At 42.1% G+C, this 18,739-nt stretch carries 15 protein-coding genes and 1 pseudogene; 10 read left to right on the forward strand and 6 right to left on the reverse strand.

Annotated features, from left to right (window positions below):
- Both V7K32_RS26145 and V7K32_RS28925 read right to left on the reverse strand, forming a co-directional pair.
- A pseudogene (locus tag V7K32_RS26145) lies at window positions 1-83 on the reverse strand (transposase); the annotation flags it as partial.
- Window positions 84-163: 80 nt separating this feature from the next.
- The gene (locus tag V7K32_RS28925; protein WP_442938808.1) at window positions 164-406 is read right to left on the reverse strand and encodes a transposase; all 243 of its coding nucleotides are present in this window, start codon (window positions 404-406) and stop codon (window positions 164-166) included.
- A 97-nt stretch (window positions 407-503) separates the two neighbouring features.
- Here V7K32_RS28925 and V7K32_RS26155 point away from each other — a divergent pair, with 97 nt between their 5' ends.
- Window positions 504-2,567, forward strand: a complete 2,064-nt coding sequence (locus V7K32_RS26155; RefSeq protein ID WP_334997440.1) for a beta strand repeat-containing protein — start codon at window positions 504-506, stop codon at window positions 2,565-2,567.
- A 345-nt stretch (window positions 2,568-2,912) separates the two neighbouring features.
- Window positions 2,913-4,037, forward strand: a complete 1,125-nt coding sequence (locus V7K32_RS26160; RefSeq protein ID WP_334997442.1) for a metallophosphoesterase family protein — start codon at window positions 2,913-2,915, stop codon at window positions 4,035-4,037.
- A gap of 148 nt (window positions 4,038-4,185) precedes the next feature.
- Here the strand turns inward: V7K32_RS26160 and V7K32_RS26165 are convergent, their stop codons facing one another.
- On the reverse strand, window positions 4,186-4,617 hold the full coding sequence (locus V7K32_RS26165) for a nucleoside deaminase (protein ID WP_334997444.1): 432 nt from the start codon (window positions 4,615-4,617) through the stop codon (window positions 4,186-4,188).
- Between the two features lie 15 nt (window positions 4,618-4,632).
- Between V7K32_RS26165 and V7K32_RS26170 the strand changes: the two genes are divergently transcribed.
- On the forward strand, window positions 4,633-5,556 hold the full coding sequence (locus V7K32_RS26170) for a nucleoside hydrolase (protein WP_334997445.1): 924 nt from the start codon (window positions 4,633-4,635) through the stop codon (window positions 5,554-5,556).
- 29 nt (window positions 5,557-5,585) lie between these two features.
- On the opposite strand, the gene V7K32_RS26175 is transcribed toward V7K32_RS26170, so the two are convergent.
- Together V7K32_RS26175 and V7K32_RS26180 are read right to left on the reverse strand one after the other, a co-directional pair.
- A complete protein-coding gene (locus tag V7K32_RS26175) occupies window positions 5,586-5,846 on the reverse strand; it encodes a hypothetical protein (RefSeq protein ID WP_334997447.1) in 261 nt (86 codons plus the stop codon).
- A 15-nt stretch (window positions 5,847-5,861) separates the two neighbouring features.
- Window positions 5,862-6,191: a flavoredoxin gene (locus tag V7K32_RS26180; protein WP_334997449.1), complete on the reverse strand. Its 330-nt coding sequence runs from the start codon at window positions 6,189-6,191 to the stop codon at window positions 5,862-5,864.
- Window positions 6,192-6,319: 128 nt separating this feature from the next.
- Between V7K32_RS26180 and V7K32_RS26185 the strand changes: the two genes are divergently transcribed.
- Window positions 6,320-6,643: a hypothetical protein gene (locus V7K32_RS26185; RefSeq protein WP_334997451.1), complete on the forward strand. Its 324-nt coding sequence runs from the start codon at window positions 6,320-6,322 to the stop codon at window positions 6,641-6,643.
- 60 nt (window positions 6,644-6,703) lie between these two features.
- Here the strand turns inward: V7K32_RS26185 and V7K32_RS26190 are convergent, their stop codons facing one another.
- Window positions 6,704-7,252, reverse strand: coding sequence for an NUDIX hydrolase (locus V7K32_RS26190; RefSeq protein ID WP_334997453.1), 549 nt, complete (start codon window positions 7,250-7,252; stop codon window positions 6,704-6,706).
- Window positions 7,253-7,380: 128 nt separating this feature from the next.
- On the opposite strand from V7K32_RS26190, the gene V7K32_RS26195 reads away from it, so the two are divergent.
- The 6 genes from V7K32_RS26195 to V7K32_RS26220 all read left to right on the forward strand — a co-directional run bounded on the left by V7K32_RS26195 (window position 7,381) and on the right by V7K32_RS26220 (window position 18,643).
- Window positions 7,381-8,433: a dipeptide epimerase gene (locus tag V7K32_RS26195; RefSeq protein ID WP_334997455.1), complete on the forward strand. Its 1,053-nt coding sequence runs from the start codon at window positions 7,381-7,383 to the stop codon at window positions 8,431-8,433.
- A complete protein-coding gene (locus V7K32_RS26200; RefSeq protein ID WP_334997457.1) occupies window positions 8,417-9,463 on the forward strand; it encodes a DUF1611 domain-containing protein in 1,047 nt (348 codons plus the stop codon). Before V7K32_RS26195 ends, V7K32_RS26200 begins: the two co-directional genes overlap by 17 nt.
- 529 nt (window positions 9,464-9,992) lie before the next feature.
- Entirely contained in the window at window positions 9,993-10,163 is a 171-nt protein-coding gene (gene psb34 / locus V7K32_RS26205) for a photosystem II assembly protein Psb34 (RefSeq protein ID WP_334997459.1), read from the forward strand.
- A gap of 450 nt (window positions 10,164-10,613) precedes the next feature.
- On the forward strand, window positions 10,614-11,396 hold the full coding sequence (locus V7K32_RS26210) for a COP23 domain-containing protein (protein WP_334997461.1): 783 nt from the start codon (window positions 10,614-10,616) through the stop codon (window positions 11,394-11,396).
- A 978-nt stretch (window positions 11,397-12,374) separates the two neighbouring features.
- Complete coding sequence (locus V7K32_RS26215; RefSeq protein WP_334997465.1) at window positions 12,375-15,476, forward strand: esterase-like activity of phytase family protein; 3,102 nt, start codon at window positions 12,375-12,377, stop codon at window positions 15,474-15,476.
- Window positions 15,477-15,970: 494 nt separating this feature from the next.
- The gene (locus tag V7K32_RS26220; protein ID WP_334997463.1) at window positions 15,971-18,643 is read left to right on the forward strand and encodes an alkaline phosphatase family protein; all 2,673 of its coding nucleotides are present in this window, start codon (window positions 15,971-15,973) and stop codon (window positions 18,641-18,643) included.
- Window positions 18,644-18,739: the final 96 nt, after the last annotated feature.

An 18,739-nucleotide genomic window follows, 5' to 3' on the forward strand; every position in this document is an offset into this window, starting at 1 on the left:
GCCCGCCACTGTTTGTAATGCCAATATACCGTCGAATAGGGAGGCAAATCTTTGGGCAAGTCTTCCCAATTGCAGCCATTCTTGAGTTGATAGAACCCACATTCCGCACTTCAAAATGTATTATCTATCTTTTCAATAAAAATTCCTAATAATGTTCAAATTATTAAGTATTAATATTGAATACCATTGGCGATTTATGTTGTTGATTTAACCATTTTTTTCCACCTATGGGAAATCTACGCATATTACACGATGAAGTGCGGAAAGTCGGATAGAAGATGCCATCCAAAATTTCTCGCTTTGTCCAGTTAGGTGGTCTCGTCTGCTTTTTGGGCGGCAATATTTGAGGCAGTAGGGGTTCGAGGATTCTCCACTCTTCGTCTGTGAGGCTGCTAGAGTATGGCATTACTACTTTATACAACTTTTGCGCTCACTTTACTTCAACACAGTAAAAGATGTCAAATGGGTTCTATACAACAGAAGAAAAAATTGGAGTAACAGCAATGTCTACATTTAGCGTCACTAATATTAACAACAGTGGTCTAGGTTCACTACGGCAGGCAGTTCTAGATGCCAATGCCCTTTCAGGAAAAGACATCATCAATTTTGGTGGACTGTTTACTGATGGGCTAGCTCATACTATCAGTCTGACTGGTAGTGGTCTGAGTATCACAGATGACCTGACCATTCAAGGCACAAATCCCAGCTTACTAACCATTAAGGATGATAGTGCTGACCGTGTGTTTGATATTGGCAGTGGTGTAACATCTGCAATCAATGGGCTGACTATTACCAATAGCTACAAAAACGCCGGAGGTGGTGGTGCGATCTCCAATGAAGGTGTCCTTACTTTGAACTACAGTACAATCACTGGCAACACAGCAGTGTATGGCGGCGGCATTGACAACACTGGCAGCCTGACCGTAAACTACAGCACCATCGCTGGCAACACAGCAAGTAACGGTGCCGGTGGCGGCATTTACAACTATGGCAGCCTAACGGTGAACCACAGCACCATCACTAACAACACTGCAAATACAGATGGCAGAGGTAGTAGCATCTCCGGCAGTGGCGGCGGCATTTACAACGATCGCAGCAGCCTGACTGTGAACTATAGCACCATCACTGAGAACACTGCAAGTAACGGTGGCGGCATCAACAGCTTCACGCTCGATAGCACTACAACAGCTATAACAACAGTTAACCACAGCATCATCAATGGCAACACAGCAGTGGATGGCGGCGGCATCTCCATCGACCTTGCAGACGGCATCCAAACTCTATCAGTGAGTAACAGCAGTATTAGTGACAACTCGGCAAACTTTAACGGCGGCGGTATCTTTGTTACCGACTCCTCCGGTGGCATTACTATGATGGTGAGTAATAGCAGTATTAGTGGCAACTCGGCAAAATTTAACGGCAGCGGCGGTGGGATCTATGATGGCGTCAGTGGCAACGGGGGATATGATGATTTTAATGGTACTACGATAATTCCCGACTTCCCCCTTAGCACTATAACTATAACTAAGAGTATCATTAGTGGCAATTCCGCCGGGGCAAACGGCGGCGCGATCTATAATTATTCCGACGAACATTCTTCTGTTCCTTATTTAACCTCCAGCACTATAACTGTAACTAACAGCACCATTAGTAGCAATTCAGCAAGGGTAAACGGCGGCGCGTTCTATAATTTGGGTACTATAACTGTAACTAACAGCACCATCAGTGGCAACACGGCACTCAAAGGCGGCGGCGGGATCTATAATGGCGGCTTTACCTACCCCGGCTACAGAGAAGCTGATAATGCATCTGATGGGAACCTGACGGTGAGCAATAGCACTATCATTAACAATCATGCATCCACTGGAGGCGGCATCTACAATAATGGCACCCTATTGGTAAGTTACAGCACCATCAGTAATAACTATGCCACGGACTACGGCGGCGGCATCTACAACTCTAGCTTTAATGAGTTCAGCACCTTCTATCCTAACTTTAATGATGATGGCAGCATCTACCCTAACTCTAAGAGCTACACCACCATGTACAAAGGGTTAGGCGTCGTTACCGTGAGTCATAGCAACATTAGTGACAATATAGCAGGAAGCTCTGGCGGTGGCATCTACAATAGTGCCGATCAAGACTTTGGCAAGATGATGCAATTTTCTAAAGGCACTTTATATGATGTTACTATTACATACGATGGCTTAGGCATCGTTACCGTGAGCAATAATACCATAAGTGGCAATCAAGCACACTTTGGTGGTGGTATCTACAATGATGCTACTCTAACAGTGGGTAACAGCACTATCAAGCACAATAAAGCTTTCGGGATCGAACTCAGTTCTGGTCTAGAAGAGTCTGGCAAGGGTGGCGGCATTTACAACTCTAACTCTAGCTATGCCACGGCCACATTAGACTACAGCGCGATCGCTTGTAACTTTGACACACCACAAAAGGATTCAACTAAGGTTATTAAGCCTGATGATCTGGTAGGTAAATTCATCACCAAACACGATCATAACCGGATTGGTAACCTCAGTGGCAGTACTTTTTCTTATTCTTAATAACTAACCCAGCATTGCTCGCTGTGCTGAACAAGCGATAGACAAGAAAAGCTATCTACTGCTCAACAAACAAAAAATTGGTTGAAGCGCGTTTTAGAAATATCGAGTAGAGAATCGGAATCACTGAGTGTTTGACTTACGGATTTTAGCAATCAAATTTCTGATAATTTTTGCAGATTAATGTTTATATTCAGCCTTGAAATTAATTGTCAGCATAGCGTGTAATCTCTGCTCAATGTATACAAATGTTAAGTAAATGCACTCCTGAGCAGCGAAACAAAGCAAGCGTTATACTTTTGGGAAAAGGCTTGTTTTAACCTCTGCTTTTAACATTTTCATAAATCAATGACTCTCAATTTTCGCTTTGCGGTTGTCAGTGACTTACACCTAGCACTTCCCCACACAATCTGGGATCATCCTAATCGGTTCCACCTAGTAGAAGTTAGTATCTCGGCATTTAAAAGTGTACTAGAACATTTAACACAACTCGATTTAGATTTCTTGTTATTGCCAGGAGATTTAACCCAGCACGGCGAACCAGAGAACCACGCCTGGTTGCAACAATGTTTAGCCCAGCTGCCTTTTCCCGTCTATGTTATTCCTGGTAATCATGACGTTCCTGTGCTGTTGGCTGATCAACAATCAATTGCTTTTGCGGATTTTCCCTACTATTACACCAAGTATGGCTACGAAGATCCCCAGCAGATGTACTATATTCGTCAGTTATTGCCTGGAGTTAAGCTGATTGGACTGAATTCTAACTCTTTTAATGACCAAGGTGAGCAGGTGGGGTGTTTGGATGCCAAACAGCTACAGTGGTTAGAAGAGGTGCTGGCTGCATCTGCTGAGGAATTAGTTTTGGTGATGGTGCATCATAATGTAGTGGAGCATTTGCCCAATCAATCGAGCCATCCACTAGCAAATCGGTACATGCTGTCCAATTCAGCAGAACTATTGCAGCTGCTAAGGCGCTATGGAGTCAAGCTAGTATTTACAGGACATTTGCACGTTCAGGATATTGCTTACTCAGATGGAGTATATGATATTACCACTGGTTCTTTAGTCAGCTATCCTCACCCTTATCGGGTGCTAGAGTTTCATCGGGATAACCAAGGTAAAGAATCGTTGCAAATTATATCTCATCGGGTAGAGTCAGTGCCTGAGTTCCCCGACTTGCAACAGTCATCTCGGCAGTGGATGAGCGATCGCTCTTTCCCATTCTTAATCAAGCTACTAACTCACTCTCCATTAAACTTACCATTATCACAGGCAAAAAAATTAGCTCCTAGTTTGCGCGACTTCTGGGCAACTATTGCCGATGGTGATGCAATATTAGATTACCCCGACTTTCCGCTAGAAGTGCGGCGTTACATTCAGTCCTATGGTGCATTGGCGCAGCCTAACCCAGGCATAGCTACTAATGGAACGCCTACGCTGATTGATAATAACAGCACACTTTTGCTAAGTTAGGATTCAAGAGTGTCCCTGTGAAGGTAACTTTTTTGTCTGGGTTAAAAACAAGGTGACTTTTTAGATAGCGATCGCTCCCACGATAATTCTCCTATAAAAAGTCACCAAAACGCGGGCAACTCTTGTACAGACGCGATTAATCGCGTCTCTAATTACCAATATCTTCATTCCAAAGTTCCGGGTTAGTTTCAATAAACTCACTCATCATTTGTTCGCAATCGTCAAGATTAAGATCAATTACTTCCACACCGTGAGATACCATAAATTCTTTAGCACCAGGAAAAGTTCTGGATTCTCCGACGATGACTTTTTTAATCCCAAATTGTACCACTGCCCCAGCGCACAGATAACACGGCATTAAAGTTGAATAGAGTGTAGTACCTCTGTAGCTGCCAACTCTCCCAGTATTGCGGAGACAATCGATTTCCGCGTGAGTGACAGGATCGCCATCTTGCACACGTTTATTGTGTCCTCTGCCGAGAATTTTACTATCCTTGACAAGAACCGAACCAATGGGAATTCCCCCTTCTTGTCTGCCTTGTTTTGCTTCTTGAATAGCAACTTCCATAAACTCATCCATATTAATTCTCCTTTTATGACAAAACAACTAGTATTAATGGATCACGATGGCGGTGTAGATGATTATTTAGCAACTATGCTGCTCTTGACGATGGATCATATTGAACTCCTTGGTGTTGTCGTCACTCCAGCAGATTGCTACATTCAACCGGCTGTTAGCGCCACACGTAAAATTATAGATTTGATGGGATTTTCTCATATCCCGGTAGCAGAAAGTACTGTGCGCGGGATTAATCCATTTCCAACTCTCTATCGCCGTGATTCGTTTATCGTTGACCATCTCCCCATTCTCAATCAAAGCGAAACCATCACTACGCCTTTGGTTGCCGAAACAGGTCAAGATTTCATGATACAGGTGTTGCGGGAGGCATCAGACCCCGTAACGTTGATGGTAACTGGGCCGTTGACGACGGTAGCAGTGGCTTTAGATAAAGCACCAGACATTGAAGCCAAGATTCACAAAATTGTTTGGATGGGGGGTGCGTTGAATGTTAGTGGTAATGTGGAAAAAAGTCTAGAAGCAGGACAAGATGGTTCCGCCGAATGGAATGTGTATTGGGACGCAATTTCAGCAGCGCGGATATGGCAAACGCAAATTGAAATTATTATGTGTCCTTTAGATTTAACTAACAATGTCCCAGTCACATCCGAGTTAGTATACAAAATGGGACGACAACGCCACTATCCCATCTCTGATTTAGCCGGACAATGTTATGCACTAGTTATCCCCCAAGATTATTATTTTTGGGATGTCTTAGCAACAGCTTATTTGGGACATCCAGAGTTTTATCAGTTGCGCGAATGGGAAACAGAAATTATCACCACTGGTCTTAGTCAAGGGCGTACTAAAGTAGTTCCTGGCGGACGAAAAATTTCTGCAATGGATAAAGTAGATAAAGATGCTTTTTACGCTTATATTTTGCAGCAATGGGCAAGATAAAAAACTAAAAAATTAGATGGCGTGGATAGTCAAACTTGTGCATGCACAACAAAATCCTCAACTTGTCTGATTCGATCCCAATCAATGGCAGCAACCCACAACTTCTCCTCTTCGGAGAACTGCACCACTCCATCAACTTCCAAATCCTCGCTATATATCGTAAGCAATTGCCCATCTTGTAGCTCAATACTTTGATTGGCCAAGTCTTCGATTGTACCAATACAGTTCAAACGCAAACGCCCTTCAGCATCAGCATTATGAAAATCTGCAAAAACTCTAGGGGTAATCATTCTAGGTGATCCAAACTATAACTGCTGCTTTGCTGGATTTGGAACAGTAGGTGTAAGCAGTTGACTAACTTGCTGCGGGTTTAAACCTTTTAATGTTGCATGATTAGCACTTCTACCGGATGTTCGGATTACATCACCACCTGCTTGGCGAACCTCGCCAACTGTTGTTACACCAATCTGCCCATGAGGAATACTCAATGCCAACTCCGCTACTGACGATCCTACTGCACATTCCACAGAAATTCCTGTTATGCCACTCGGATGAGTACCTATTCCACGTCGAATATCCTCTGGACGATTACGCCCTCCCCGAACTACCAATGCTTCATCTGGAATTCTTGTCACAAGTGTAGTCTTTTTGATTAAGATTAGAATTTGACCGGTACTTCATGGATTGCATTGTATGCTACAAATTTAAAGAATCGTTAGGCTGCTATGCGTAACTATATGTCAATTAAAAAAGGAATAAATCTATGACAATTCGTATTACTGTAGATGAAATTAAGCTAATATTCGAGCTTTTATTTCAACGAATAAAGGATGACCAAATTGAATTTGTAGATGTTAAAACAGATTTTTACTGGCTTATTACAAGTGATGAGTGGAGTAATTTTGATTTTTCTCCTGAAGCAGTCGTAGGCTCTCTGGTAGATGATTGGGATTCATTACAAGAAGTATTAGAAAGCAAACATATAGTGACTTACTTAGATTACGAGCGTTTTGCTAGTATTCTTAGAGCAACATCTGAGACGATTGCTCCCTCAAAGAAAAAATCTGTAGAAGATAATAGTGATTAGAATAACACCTATTTTTTAATTGCGATGATAATTTCGGGCTTCATGGTGACTGATTATTAATTAAGTAATAAATTTTAAACCTAAGAATAGAGCCGCAACACTTCCCGCCACAGAAATTTCACCTTGAGCAATTTTATCTAAAACTGATTCTCCGGGAATAAATACAACTTCAATCTCTTCTGTAATATCTAGTTGTTGCTCTCCAACCTTGCTCACATTCTCTGCTAAAAATAAATGTATTTGATTAGTATCTTTACTTGGCTTATCATATAAAGTTGCGATTTTTCTAATTTTTTGAGGAATATAACCAGTCTCTTCTCTTAGTTCTCTAATTGCTGCTACTTCTGCACTCTCTTTTGTAGGGTCAAAATTGCCTGCTGGCAGTTCTAATAAAAATTTACCTACTGCATGTCTGTATTGCCGGACAAAAATTATCTCTTTATTACTAGTAATAGGTAAAATCATCGCAACGTCTGGTTTAATACTGACAAAATAATCATCTATAATTTTACCATTGGGCAATTCTATTTCATCTTGCCTCACCTGGCACCAAGGATGATCTAAAACCATTTTTGATTTTAAAATCTTCCATTTTTTTAAGTCGTTCATAAATAAAAATAATGTATAAAAACTTTAGTCATCAAGTAATGAATGTAAAAAAGTATAACAGATGCATCTGATAATCTAAACTTTGAACTTACACTGGCTTTTGCGTAACATAAATATGTATAACCAGTATGCAAATAAATATAAATTTATTTACAGTAAACAAAAGGTTTCCGTTGACTATTAGTCGAGGTACAACGGCACAGACAACTAATGTATGGGTGAGAATTTCAGAAGATGGGATCGAAGGCTGGGGGGAAGCATCACCATTCGGTGTAGGTAATCATCGGCAATCAACTGATGCAATCAAAGACGCACTACAGCAAGTTGTGCCACTGTTGCAAGCATTCAGCCCTTTACAGCGACAGGAAATTGAGCAAATTTTAACACAACACCAGATTCCTTCTGCTGCTAGAGCGGCGTTAGATATGGCAATGCACGACTGGTTGGGTAAGCGTGTAGGATTACCCTTATGGCAAATTTGGGGACTCGATCGCAATCAAATAGTCCCGACTTCTGTCACAATTGGGATTAATTCACCTGAAGCAGCCAGGGCGAGAGCGCGAGACTGGTTACAATTTACTGATGTCCGCCTTTTCAAAGTGAAGCTAGGTAGTCCAGATGGCATAGATGCAGATCAAAAAATGCTCTTAGCAGTGCGAGAAGAAGCAGCATTACTAGAGTTTTTTGTTGATGCGAATGGGGGTTGGAGTTTAAAAGATGCGATCGCAATGTGCAATTGGCTAGCTAATTTAGGTATAAAATATGTAGAACAGCCATTGCCACGGGGGCAGGAACAAAGTTTAGCAAAACTCAAAGAACACTCTCCCATGCCCATCTTTGTTGATGAAAGTTGCTTCACAAGCTCCGATATTCCCGATTTGGCAAACTACGTGGATGGTATTAATATCAAACTGATGAAATCAGGGGGACTAACCGAAGCAATGCGAATGGTACATACAGCGCGAGCATATCGGTTGCAAGTAATGTTTGGTTGCTATTCTGACAGTTCGCTAGCTAATACAGCAGCATTACAGCTAGCGCCACTAGCTGATTATCTAGATTTAGACAGTCACCTTAATTTAATTGATGATCCCTTTACGGGTGCATTGCTAAAAGAAGGAAGAGTTTTGCCAAACGATTTACCAGGTTTGGGGGTACACCACAGTGCAACTATCACTTAATCAAGGAGTAGCAATCTTGCTGCATGAAGGAATTACTGGGCATCACGGCAAAACAGGGCTAGCAATTTTACGCTATAGTGAAGCCCCAATTGTAGCCGTAATCGATCGCGACTGTGCTGGCAAATCTTTACCAGAATTAACAAATATTAAGCGTAATGTCCCAATAGTAGCATCCGTAGCCGCAGCCCTTGAATACAAGCCAGAAGTCTTGGTAATAGGTATTGCTCCAAAAGGTGGCGCTCTCCCAGATGATTACTGGCTGGAAATTAAAGACGCTCTAAAAGCTGGAATGTCGCTGGTAAATGGTTTACATACACCAATGGCAAACATACCAGACTTAAATACACTCCTCAAACCAGGGCAACTAATTTGGGATGTACGAAAAGAGCCGCCTAATATAAGTGTAGCTAGTGGAATGGCACGCACCCTTTCCTGTCGGCGGGTTTTGACAGTGGGAACCGACATGGCGATCGGTAAAATGTCAACTAGTCTAGAGTTACATTGGGCAGCAAAACAGCGAGGGTGGCGTTCTAAATTCCTCGCCACCGGTCAAACTGGGATGATGTTAGAAGGAGATGGCGTGGCTTTAGATGCGGTGCGGGTAGACTTTGCCGCCGGGGCTGTAGAACAGATGGTCATGCGCTATGGCAAAAACTACGATATTTTGCACATTGAAGGACAAGGTTCACTGCTACACCCAGGCTCAACAGCAACTCTACCCCTAATCCGTGGTTCGCAACCAACCCAACTGCTGTTAGTACATCGGGCGGGACAAACTCATAACCGCAATAATCCCCATGTACCAATTCCACCTTTACCAGAAGTGATTCGGCTTTATGAAACTGTTGCTAGTGCCGGTGGTGCTTTTGCAAGTGTTTCAGTAGTGGGGATAGCTCTTAACACAGCCCATTTAGATCAGTCTGCGGCAGAGGAAAGCATCGCTCAAACAATAGCAGAAACTGGGCTACCTTGCACAGATGTAGTGCGCTTTGATGCTAATGTGCTTTTGGATGCGGTGATGAATAATTAGATGTAGATTTATACTTCATCTAAAAATGATTGCAACAGATGGGGCGCTAAATGCAATTACTAGTAGAGACGCGAAATCGTTACTAACGTGTCTCTACTCTTTTTTACCATTTTGGATTTTAGATTTTGCAATTTTTTAAATTGCGTAATGGCGCTTTCGGCGACTGGAGCAGCTTCGCTTCAATCCCCTATGCCTCAATAAGGATAAGGGTTGTAGCAAGATACCCGTAGGAGTAGGAAGTAAAACCCAAGCGTCTTGCGTTAATTGTTGGGTTTCGTTCCTCAACCCAACCTACTAGTCTGTCAATTTGATTTTGTTAAGCTTGTTTGTACTATCCAAAACCTTGTAGAGACGGGAAATTTCGCGTCTCTACATCTTTATGTTGACAGACTAGTACGCAGGTTAAGGTTTTTATGCCTGATAAGTAACCTTTATAAATATCATCAACCTTTTTTTGTCAAGTACTCTTGACGTTTTGTAACAATATTGTTAAATTTAGTTACATAAACAAATAAAAAAGAAAAAAATTATGTATAACACCACTAACGAAGACGGCATCCTCAATAACTACGCAGCTGAACCCAAGGTATACTACGCTGAATACCCAGCAATTTGGGAACAACGTAAATATGTTTTACAGGCTCTTTTTGCGACTTTCATTGTTACAACTATAGTTTTGGTTGGTTTTAGCGTTAGCTAAGATTTTTTAGATTTCCGTATCGCTGTATCTCATTCTCATTCGTACCTCTCTCTCTTACCTCGGTTAGTTTCGCCGGGGTTTTTTGTGTTTTAATGCTGTGCGTTGGCAATGCCTGTCGTAGGCATCGCATCCAAAACTGCGACGTTGTAAGATAACTGCGATCGCCTTTGGCTTAAAATCTTTTCCCCCAGCCCCTCTCCCATCATATGGGAGAGGGGAGCTGGAGGCGGGGTAAGGTTTTATCTTATGTTTAATTACGCCTACCTACTTACAACCGTTACGCATATGAAGGAGTGGGGCGTCATCTACAAATTAAAGCACGGGTGAAAAAGCTACTCGAAGAGAAGAAAGCAAGAGAGAAAAAAAATAGCGTTTTTCATGAATCAAAAGATAGAATTATTCGTCACTTAAACTATCAATTCCCCACCTATTTCTACTGGAGGATGATTTATGTCATCACAACTGATTCGATTGATATCTTTGGGCAGTCTTGGCTTATCTTTGTGTCTGGGCAATTCCGTAGCAATGGCACAATATAACTCTACTGGTAATGGTGATGGCGTTGTCGTACCAACAGTACCATCAGATGGGTCATCAACACCAATAGACACATCAACAGGTATACCACCTTCACCCTCATCTGACGGTACAACTCGGTTTACTTGTCAGACTTACAATGGGCAGTACACCGTTATGTATCAGCCTCAAAGTCAACCAGGTCAATACTTTGCTTGGGCTGCGCCTGCTGCTTTGGGCGGTGGTTGGGATGCACAAAGGCGTTGTGCAGCAATTGCCAGTCGCTTAGAACTTTATCGCCCAGATGGGTTACAAGAACTCCAGACAGCTGTAGAAAATAACGAAAACATTGTCTGCGTCACAACACAAGCTAACCCAACCTGTAGAATTGTGCTGACAGTACCGCGTGGGAAAGACCCTTATGTTATTCGCAATAGTATTTTTCAGAACTTGACTACTGCTGACAGTGGACAACAGACTATAGCCGTTAACACTTATGGCGATCGCAGTAGTGGAGGCAACGAATTATATAATTTAGGACGCACACTTCTAGGCGGTGGCAATAATCGGGTTAGTTCGTCTAGAAGTGGGATTAATCTGAAACCTTTCCTCGATCGCAAAGATGGCGGTACTGGAAACAAGTTGCAAAGTGGAGTAGCAATTCGTCGTCAGTCTCAGCCTAACTCTGTTCGCTTAAATCCTGGTAATTTCCGTTAGGCAATTGTGGCTTTTAGTTAATAAAAATATCCAACTACTTATTGTGAGGTGGGCATCTTGTCCGCCTTTTTTATAGGCTAGCGAGAGTTTCTCCAATTCTCTCAATAATTTGAGTGCTGAACAATGAGATACCCGACTTCTTTAAAGAAGTCGGGTATCTAAATATTTCATCCGTTACAAATCTTTTCACAAATGGTATAAGCCCTGACTATTAAAATAATTCGTAATTCGTAATTCGTAATTCGTAATTATGTTAAGGGAGCGGGGATTTAAATTAGGCATCAAAACAGAAGTGCCTATCTTGCTGGCGACTTAAACCCCCAAATTTGGTTAAAATTAATGCGATCGCTAGCCAACTCAAACTGCAAAAACTCAAATTTTATCTTTTGATGATTATCAACAATAAGTTAAATATAAGATTAAACCTTAAACCTCACCCTGCCTCCGGCTTCCCCCGACAATATTAAGGAGAGGGATTGAGGGTGAGGTTTAAATCTAATAGACATCTCCAGAAATTAAATATGCGTAACTTTAAACCCTTGTAGAGACGCAAAATTGGACTTCGTCCCGCTACGAAGAAAGCGTCTCTACATTCATTGTCGGAGATGTCTAATATGTATAAGTTTTTATAATTATTATTTTCATCGAAATATTTAATCATTTCTTTTAGTTAATTTTATCTTTTCTTAATCTTTTTCTGCAAACATCTTTACTGCTAGCTAAGTTATCTCATAACTACTATCGACATTAAATTCTGAATCCACTCTTCCACACTGATTACTCACTAACACAGATTAGTAGTTGACCGAACAATTCGCAATTAGGGTAAAAGTCCCCAAACTATATTTTTGCAATTCTGAAATTTACCAGTAATTCCGTTTTCTCGTCTGAGTTCATGATTTATTTTTCCCACAAGTAATGAGATAACTTCAATAGCTTGTGATGCAGTTAAATCCAAATACCCAACCAGCATTTTAAATTATGGCAATTGAGTTAGTCGGTTTTGCTTCTTTACCTGCTGATACCTTTAGTGATGGCCCTGCTTCTGGTGCAGACGTTTCAGCCAATGGCAGAACCGGGCCTTTCCCTGGACAGCCAGTTCAGGGCTTTAGCGGTGTGCAATTTGCTAACAGCAACTCTTTGTACTTCCTATCAGATAACGGTTACGGTAGCAAAGATAATAGTGCAGATTTCCTACTACGGATCAACCGTGTAGACCCAAATTTTAAAGGAACAGAGAATGGAGACGGTAGCGTTAAAGTTTTAGACTATATCCAACTGTCTGATCCTAACAATAAAGTTCCTTTCCAAATTGTGAATGAGGGAACTACTGGAAGATTATTGACTGGTGCAGACTTTGATGTAGAGTCATTTGTCTTTGATAAAAACGGGACAATCTGGGTAGGAGACGAATTTGGGCCTTACTTATTGCATTTTGATGCCAGTGGTAAATTATTAGAGGCTCCGATCGCTACACCCGACCGATTCAAAACTTTAGATGGAGAAGCGCCTAAAGTAATTGGTCATCGAGGTGCAAGTGGCTATCGGCCAGAGCATACCTTAGAGTCTTATAAACAAGCGATCGCCCGAGGTGCTGACTTCATTGAGCCTGACTTGGTAGTTACAAAAGATGGTGTGCTAATTGCTCGCCATGAGCCAGCTTTAGCAGTTTTGAAGGCTGATGGCACTGTCAATTTCAACAATACTACCACAGATGTTTACAAGCATCCAGAGTTTGCCGATCGCAAAAAAACAGTAAGTTTAGATGGAAACACAATTACAGGTTGGTTTGCTGAAGACTTCACCTTAGCTGAAATCAAAACTTTACGCGCAGAAGAACGTCTACCTTTCCGCAATCATTCCTTTGACGATCAATTTGAAATTCCTACCTTCACAGAAATCATCAATTTAGTTAAGCAAGTAGAAGCCGACACAGGTAAAAAAATTGGTATCTACCCGGAAACTAAGCATCCAACCTATTTTGCCGACGAAGCTACCTATGTAGGCACTACGAACAAAATCAACAGAAACATCAGTCAGTTATTAATCGATACGCTCAAGGCAAATAACTTTACTGACCCCAGTCGCATTTTCATCCAGTCCTTTGAAGTATCTAACCTTAAAGAACTCCATGATAAAATTATGCCTGCGGCAGGGGTGGATATTCCACTTATCCAACTTTTAGATGCTAGTGACATTGATATCAATGGCAAAATCATCGAAAGTCAGCCTTATGATTTGAAAGTCAGTGGTGACACTCGCACTTATGGCGACTTGCGAACACCAAAAGGCTTGACTGAAGTTGCCACTTATGCTATAGGAATTGGGCCTTGGAAGCGGATGATTGTTAGCCTCAAAGGTACTGATGCCAATGGTGATGGCAAAGCCGATGATGTCAATGGCGATGGAGTAGTCAATGATGCTGATAAGACAACATTACCTCCCTCTACCTTAATTCAAGATGCTCATAACGCCGGGTTACAGGTTCATCCTTACACCTTCCGGGCGGAAGATCAATACTTAGCAGCAGATTATAAAGGCAAGCTAGCACTAGAGATCCAGCAGTTCTATCAATTAGGTGTAGATGCGCTATTTACAGACTTTCCAGATATCGGGGATAAGGTACGGGATCAACTCAGAGACGATCCTCAATATAATGTAGTGCGATCGCCACAAAACCCCGATGTTCTCTCAGGAGATGCTTTTGCTAACTTAGGGAGTTCCAAAGGTTTTGAAGGTGGAGCAATCAACGCCAGCAAAACCAAACTCTATATGCTGCTAGAGGGTACGGTTCAAGGTGATACTCCTGGTGCTTTGCGGATTAATGAATTTGATTTAGCCAGCCACAAATACAGTAATCAACTACGCTACTACAGATTGGATAATCCGTCACATTCCATCGGGGATTTAGCAGTCATTAATGATCATGAGTACCTAGTCATTGAACGGGATAACAATCAAGGGGCGGCGGCTAAATTTAAGAGGATTTACAAAATAGACTTGTCTAAGACAGATTCTAATGGCTATGTAGCTAAAGAAGAAGTTGCAGACTTGTTAAATATCAAAGACCCAAAAGACCTGAATGGGGATGGCAAAACTACCTTTGACTTCCCATTCCAAACCATTGAAAATGTTTTAGTTGTTGACAAAAACACCATTTTGGTAGCTAATGACAACAATTATCCCTTCTCTACAGGTCGTCCTGGAAATGATCCTAAAAATCCAGCCATAGACAACAATGAAATTATTCTGTTGAAGCTGGATAATCCCCTCAATCTTGCTCCTGGCTTAGGTCAACCTCAATCTGAACAAATTAAGTTTGGCTCCACTACCAGCGATGATATTACTGTTCAACCAAATCAAACCTTATTTACAGGTGACGGAGCAGATTTTGTAGAGGGTAATAAAGGTAACACAATCGTGACTGGAAGCGGTGATGACACGGTGGTGGTTGGTAGTAACTCCTCAGTGTCCACGGGGGAAGGTAACGATAAAGTCTTGATTGGCACAAATAGCCCTGCTAACAACACTAGTGCTAATGGTGGTGCTGGTAATGATGAAGTTACCGTAGTTGAAGGAAATGGTAGTAATAATTTGTTTGGGGCAGCAGGTAATGATACTTTGACAGTAGTTGAAGGAACTCGTCAACTGTCCTTCGGTGGCTCAGGTAACGACACCCTCAAGAGTCAAGGTAACAATAACCGTCTCTACGGTGGTTCTGGGGATGACAAACTTTTCTCCAGTCTAAATGATTCGCTGTTTGGTGGGGATGGTGACGATCTGCTATTTGCTGGTCAACAGGGCGCTAATCGCCTCAGTGGTGGTGCTGGTATTGACCAATTCTTTCTTGCTGATGGTAGTCTGCCAACTAGCAAAAACATTGTGACTGATTTTACCATCGGCATTGATAAAATCGGGGTGGGTGGCATTGGTGTTACTCAGTTTAGTGCTTTAACACTGTTGCAACAGGGTAGTGATACTATCGTGAAAACTGGAAATACAGAGTTGGCTTCATTGCTGGGAATTACAGCAACTAGCCTCAAAGCAAATGATTTCGTTTTTTCTGCTAGCGTCATTTAGCCGAAAGATGATTACAGCTTAGGTTCACCAAAAATCGGCGTGAATCTTATACCTTTAAGATGGGTGGCGATGGACTGTCCACCGAGAGGATCAGATCCCCGACTTCTTCAAGAAGTCGGGGATACTTTTGTTAGTAAAGATCCTTCTGCTTTTTATCTAAAATCTTAACTTGTTTATAACCTTCTTTAAACATTGAACAACTATCTTTTGAGACAGGAAACAGAGTTATATTCATTTAATTTTCTCCACTAATTTATGTGGACACCAAGTATTTTTCGCTTGGGTTGAGTGTAATTAATCGCTCATATAAGTAAGTAGGCAAGATAAAACCAAACTATGTAACGAAAAGTAAAATCTCTGTATTTGGCTCGTAGTTGCGCTTTAGCGCTAAAGCGCAACTACGAGCCAGTGATGATTCTTTGCGCCCACTTACTTAGACACATAATTGTTGCGATTAATTAATAGTAGCTCACAATACTTAAGGAGTAGTCGGCATGGCTGATACAAACGGCAACGGTAGAAATGTCATTATTTTTGTTGCTGATGGATTGCGTAACGGTTCTGTAAACCCTATTGACACCCCAACTTTATATAACATCCGTCAGCAGGGAGTTAGTTTTGCCAATAGTCACTCGCTGTTTCCGACATTTACCACCCCGAATGCTTCTGCGATCGCAACGGGGCATTATCTTGGTGATACAGGTGACTTTAGCAACACCATCTACACTGGTTTTCCTAGTCCTAATGCCAATGGTAGTGTTACACCATTCATCGAAAATGATGCGGTTCTGGGGGATATCGATGAAAAGTTTCCCGGTAACAACTTTTTAGATGAAGAGTCACTTCTAGCTTATGCGCGATCGCAGGGTTTCAACACAGCAGCAGTTGGTAAATTAGGGCCAGTTGCCATCCAAGATGTTACACAAGTTAACCGAAAAGGTGGTACTACAGGTACTATTCCTACCCCCAGTACAATTATTATTGATGACACTACAAATGGTGCAACACCGCCGACTACAGCCGCAGGTTCACCTTCTAGTGTTCCACTCGCTCCAGATATTGTCAATCGGTTAAAATCTGTTGGTTTAGATGTAAAACCGACACCGCGAGTCCAGCCATCTGGTAATAATACAACTCCTGGCACCCTAAATGCTAATGTGGCTCAACAACAATACTTTGCAGATGCCACTACCAAAGTAATTTTACCCAAGTTTAAGGAAGAGGGTAAACCATTTGCATTGGTTTACTGGTCAAGAGATCCCGATGGTACTCAACATAATCAAGGTGATAGCTTAAACACCTTGACACCAGGTATCAATGGCCCTACTTCAAAAGCTGGGGTGAAAAATGCTGATGATAATTTAAAACAACTTCTTGACTATCTCAAAAGCACAGGCTTAGACAAAACTACTGATGTCTTTGTTACTTCCGACCACGGTTTTTCTACAATCAGCAAACAAGCTATTGATAGCCAAGGGACAAAAACTACAAGTTATGCTGCCACTCAAACTTATGCTGGTGTAAATCCGGGATTTCTACCAGCAGGCTTTGTTGCGATTGATTTGGCTCACGATCTAGGTCTACCCTTATACGATCCTAACCCGACAACCCTTCCCCCAGACCTCAAGAAGATCCAGTATGCCACTGTTGATGCTACAAAAGGTCAACGTCCTATTTCTGGGAATGGTGTAATTGGTGGTACAGGTGAGGTAATTAATGGCCAACTTGACTCAGCGACAAAGATAGTTGTAGCTGCTAATGGTGGATCGGATCTGATTTATCTGCCTAATGGCAATGCTGACTTAGCCAAACAGGTAGTGAATTTGCTCTCGCAAAAGGACTACATAAGTGGTATTTTTGTAGACGATGCCTATGGAACCATTCCAGGTACTTTACCACTGAGTGCGATCGGGCTAAAAGGTGATGCTAAAACACCAGTTCCATCTATAGTTATCAACTTCAAAACCTTTAGCACCGACCCAAGCAACCCAAACAACCCTCAAGCTCAAGTAGAAATTGCTGACACAACTTTGCAGCAAGGGCAGGGAATGCATGGCAGCTTTGGTCGAGGTGACACCTTCAATAACATGGAGGCTATTGGCCCGGACTTTAAACAGGGCTATGTGGACTATGCCCCTGTCAGTAATGCTGATGTAACCCCTACACTTGCTCGGATTCTGGGGTTAGATATTCCCAGTAATGGCGATTTGAAAGGTCGTGCGATTACAGAAGCATTGGTGGGAGGCCCCGATGCAGTTCCCTCCATGAAAGAAGTCTTGACTTCAGAAAAAACTACTAATGGTCAAGCAACAATTCTGGATTCTCAAAGTGTAGGCAATACTCACTACTTTACAGCCGCAGGGTTTGATGGTCGCACTGTTGGACTAACAACACTAGACCTTAAATTTGGTTCTACTAGTAGTGATGATGTCACTCTCAAACCAAATCAAACCTTATTTACAGGTGACGGAGCAGACTTTGTACAGGGTACTAAAGGTAACACAATCGTCACTGGAAGCGGTGATGACACAGTGGTAGTTGGTAGTGACTCCTCTGTGTCTACAGGAGACGGTAACGATCAAGTCTTAATTGGCGCAAATGGCCCTGCTAACAATACTACTGCCGATGGTGGTGCTGGTGATGACAAACTTACCGTAGTTGAAGCCAATGATAGTAATAATTTGTTTGGAGGCGCAGGTGCTGATACTCTTACAGTAGTTGAAGGTTCGCGTCAATTGTCCTTTGGTGGCTCAGGTAACGACACCCTCACCAGTAACGGTAGCAATAACCGTCTCTACGGTGGTTCTGGAGATGACAAACTCTTCTCCAGTGTGAATGACTCTTTGTTTGGTGGCGATGGTGATGATGTGCTATTTGCCGGTCAACAAGGCGGTAATCGCCTCAGTGGTGGTGCTGGGATTGACCAATTCTTTCTTGCTGATGGCAGTCTGTCAATTAGCAAGAATATCGTGACTGATTTCACAATCGGCACTGATAAAATCGGGCTTGGTGGCATTGGTGTTACTCAGTTTAGTGCTTTAACACTGTTGCAACAGGGTAGTGATACTATCGTGAAAACTGGAAATACAGAGTTGGCTTCATTAGTTGGAATTACATCAGCTAGTCTCACAGCAAATGATTTCGTTTTTTCTGCTAGTGTCATTTAGCTGAAAGATGATTAAGGGACTTCCAACAAATAAATTACCCAATCTTGTGGGGTGGGCAACATGAGCGCCTTTGTATATGGGCGCTCATGTTGCCCA

Origin of the sequence: Nostoc sp. (assembly GCF_036917635.1) — a bacterium.
GTDB lineage: Bacteria > Cyanobacteriota > Cyanobacteriia > Cyanobacteriales > Nostocaceae > Nostoc.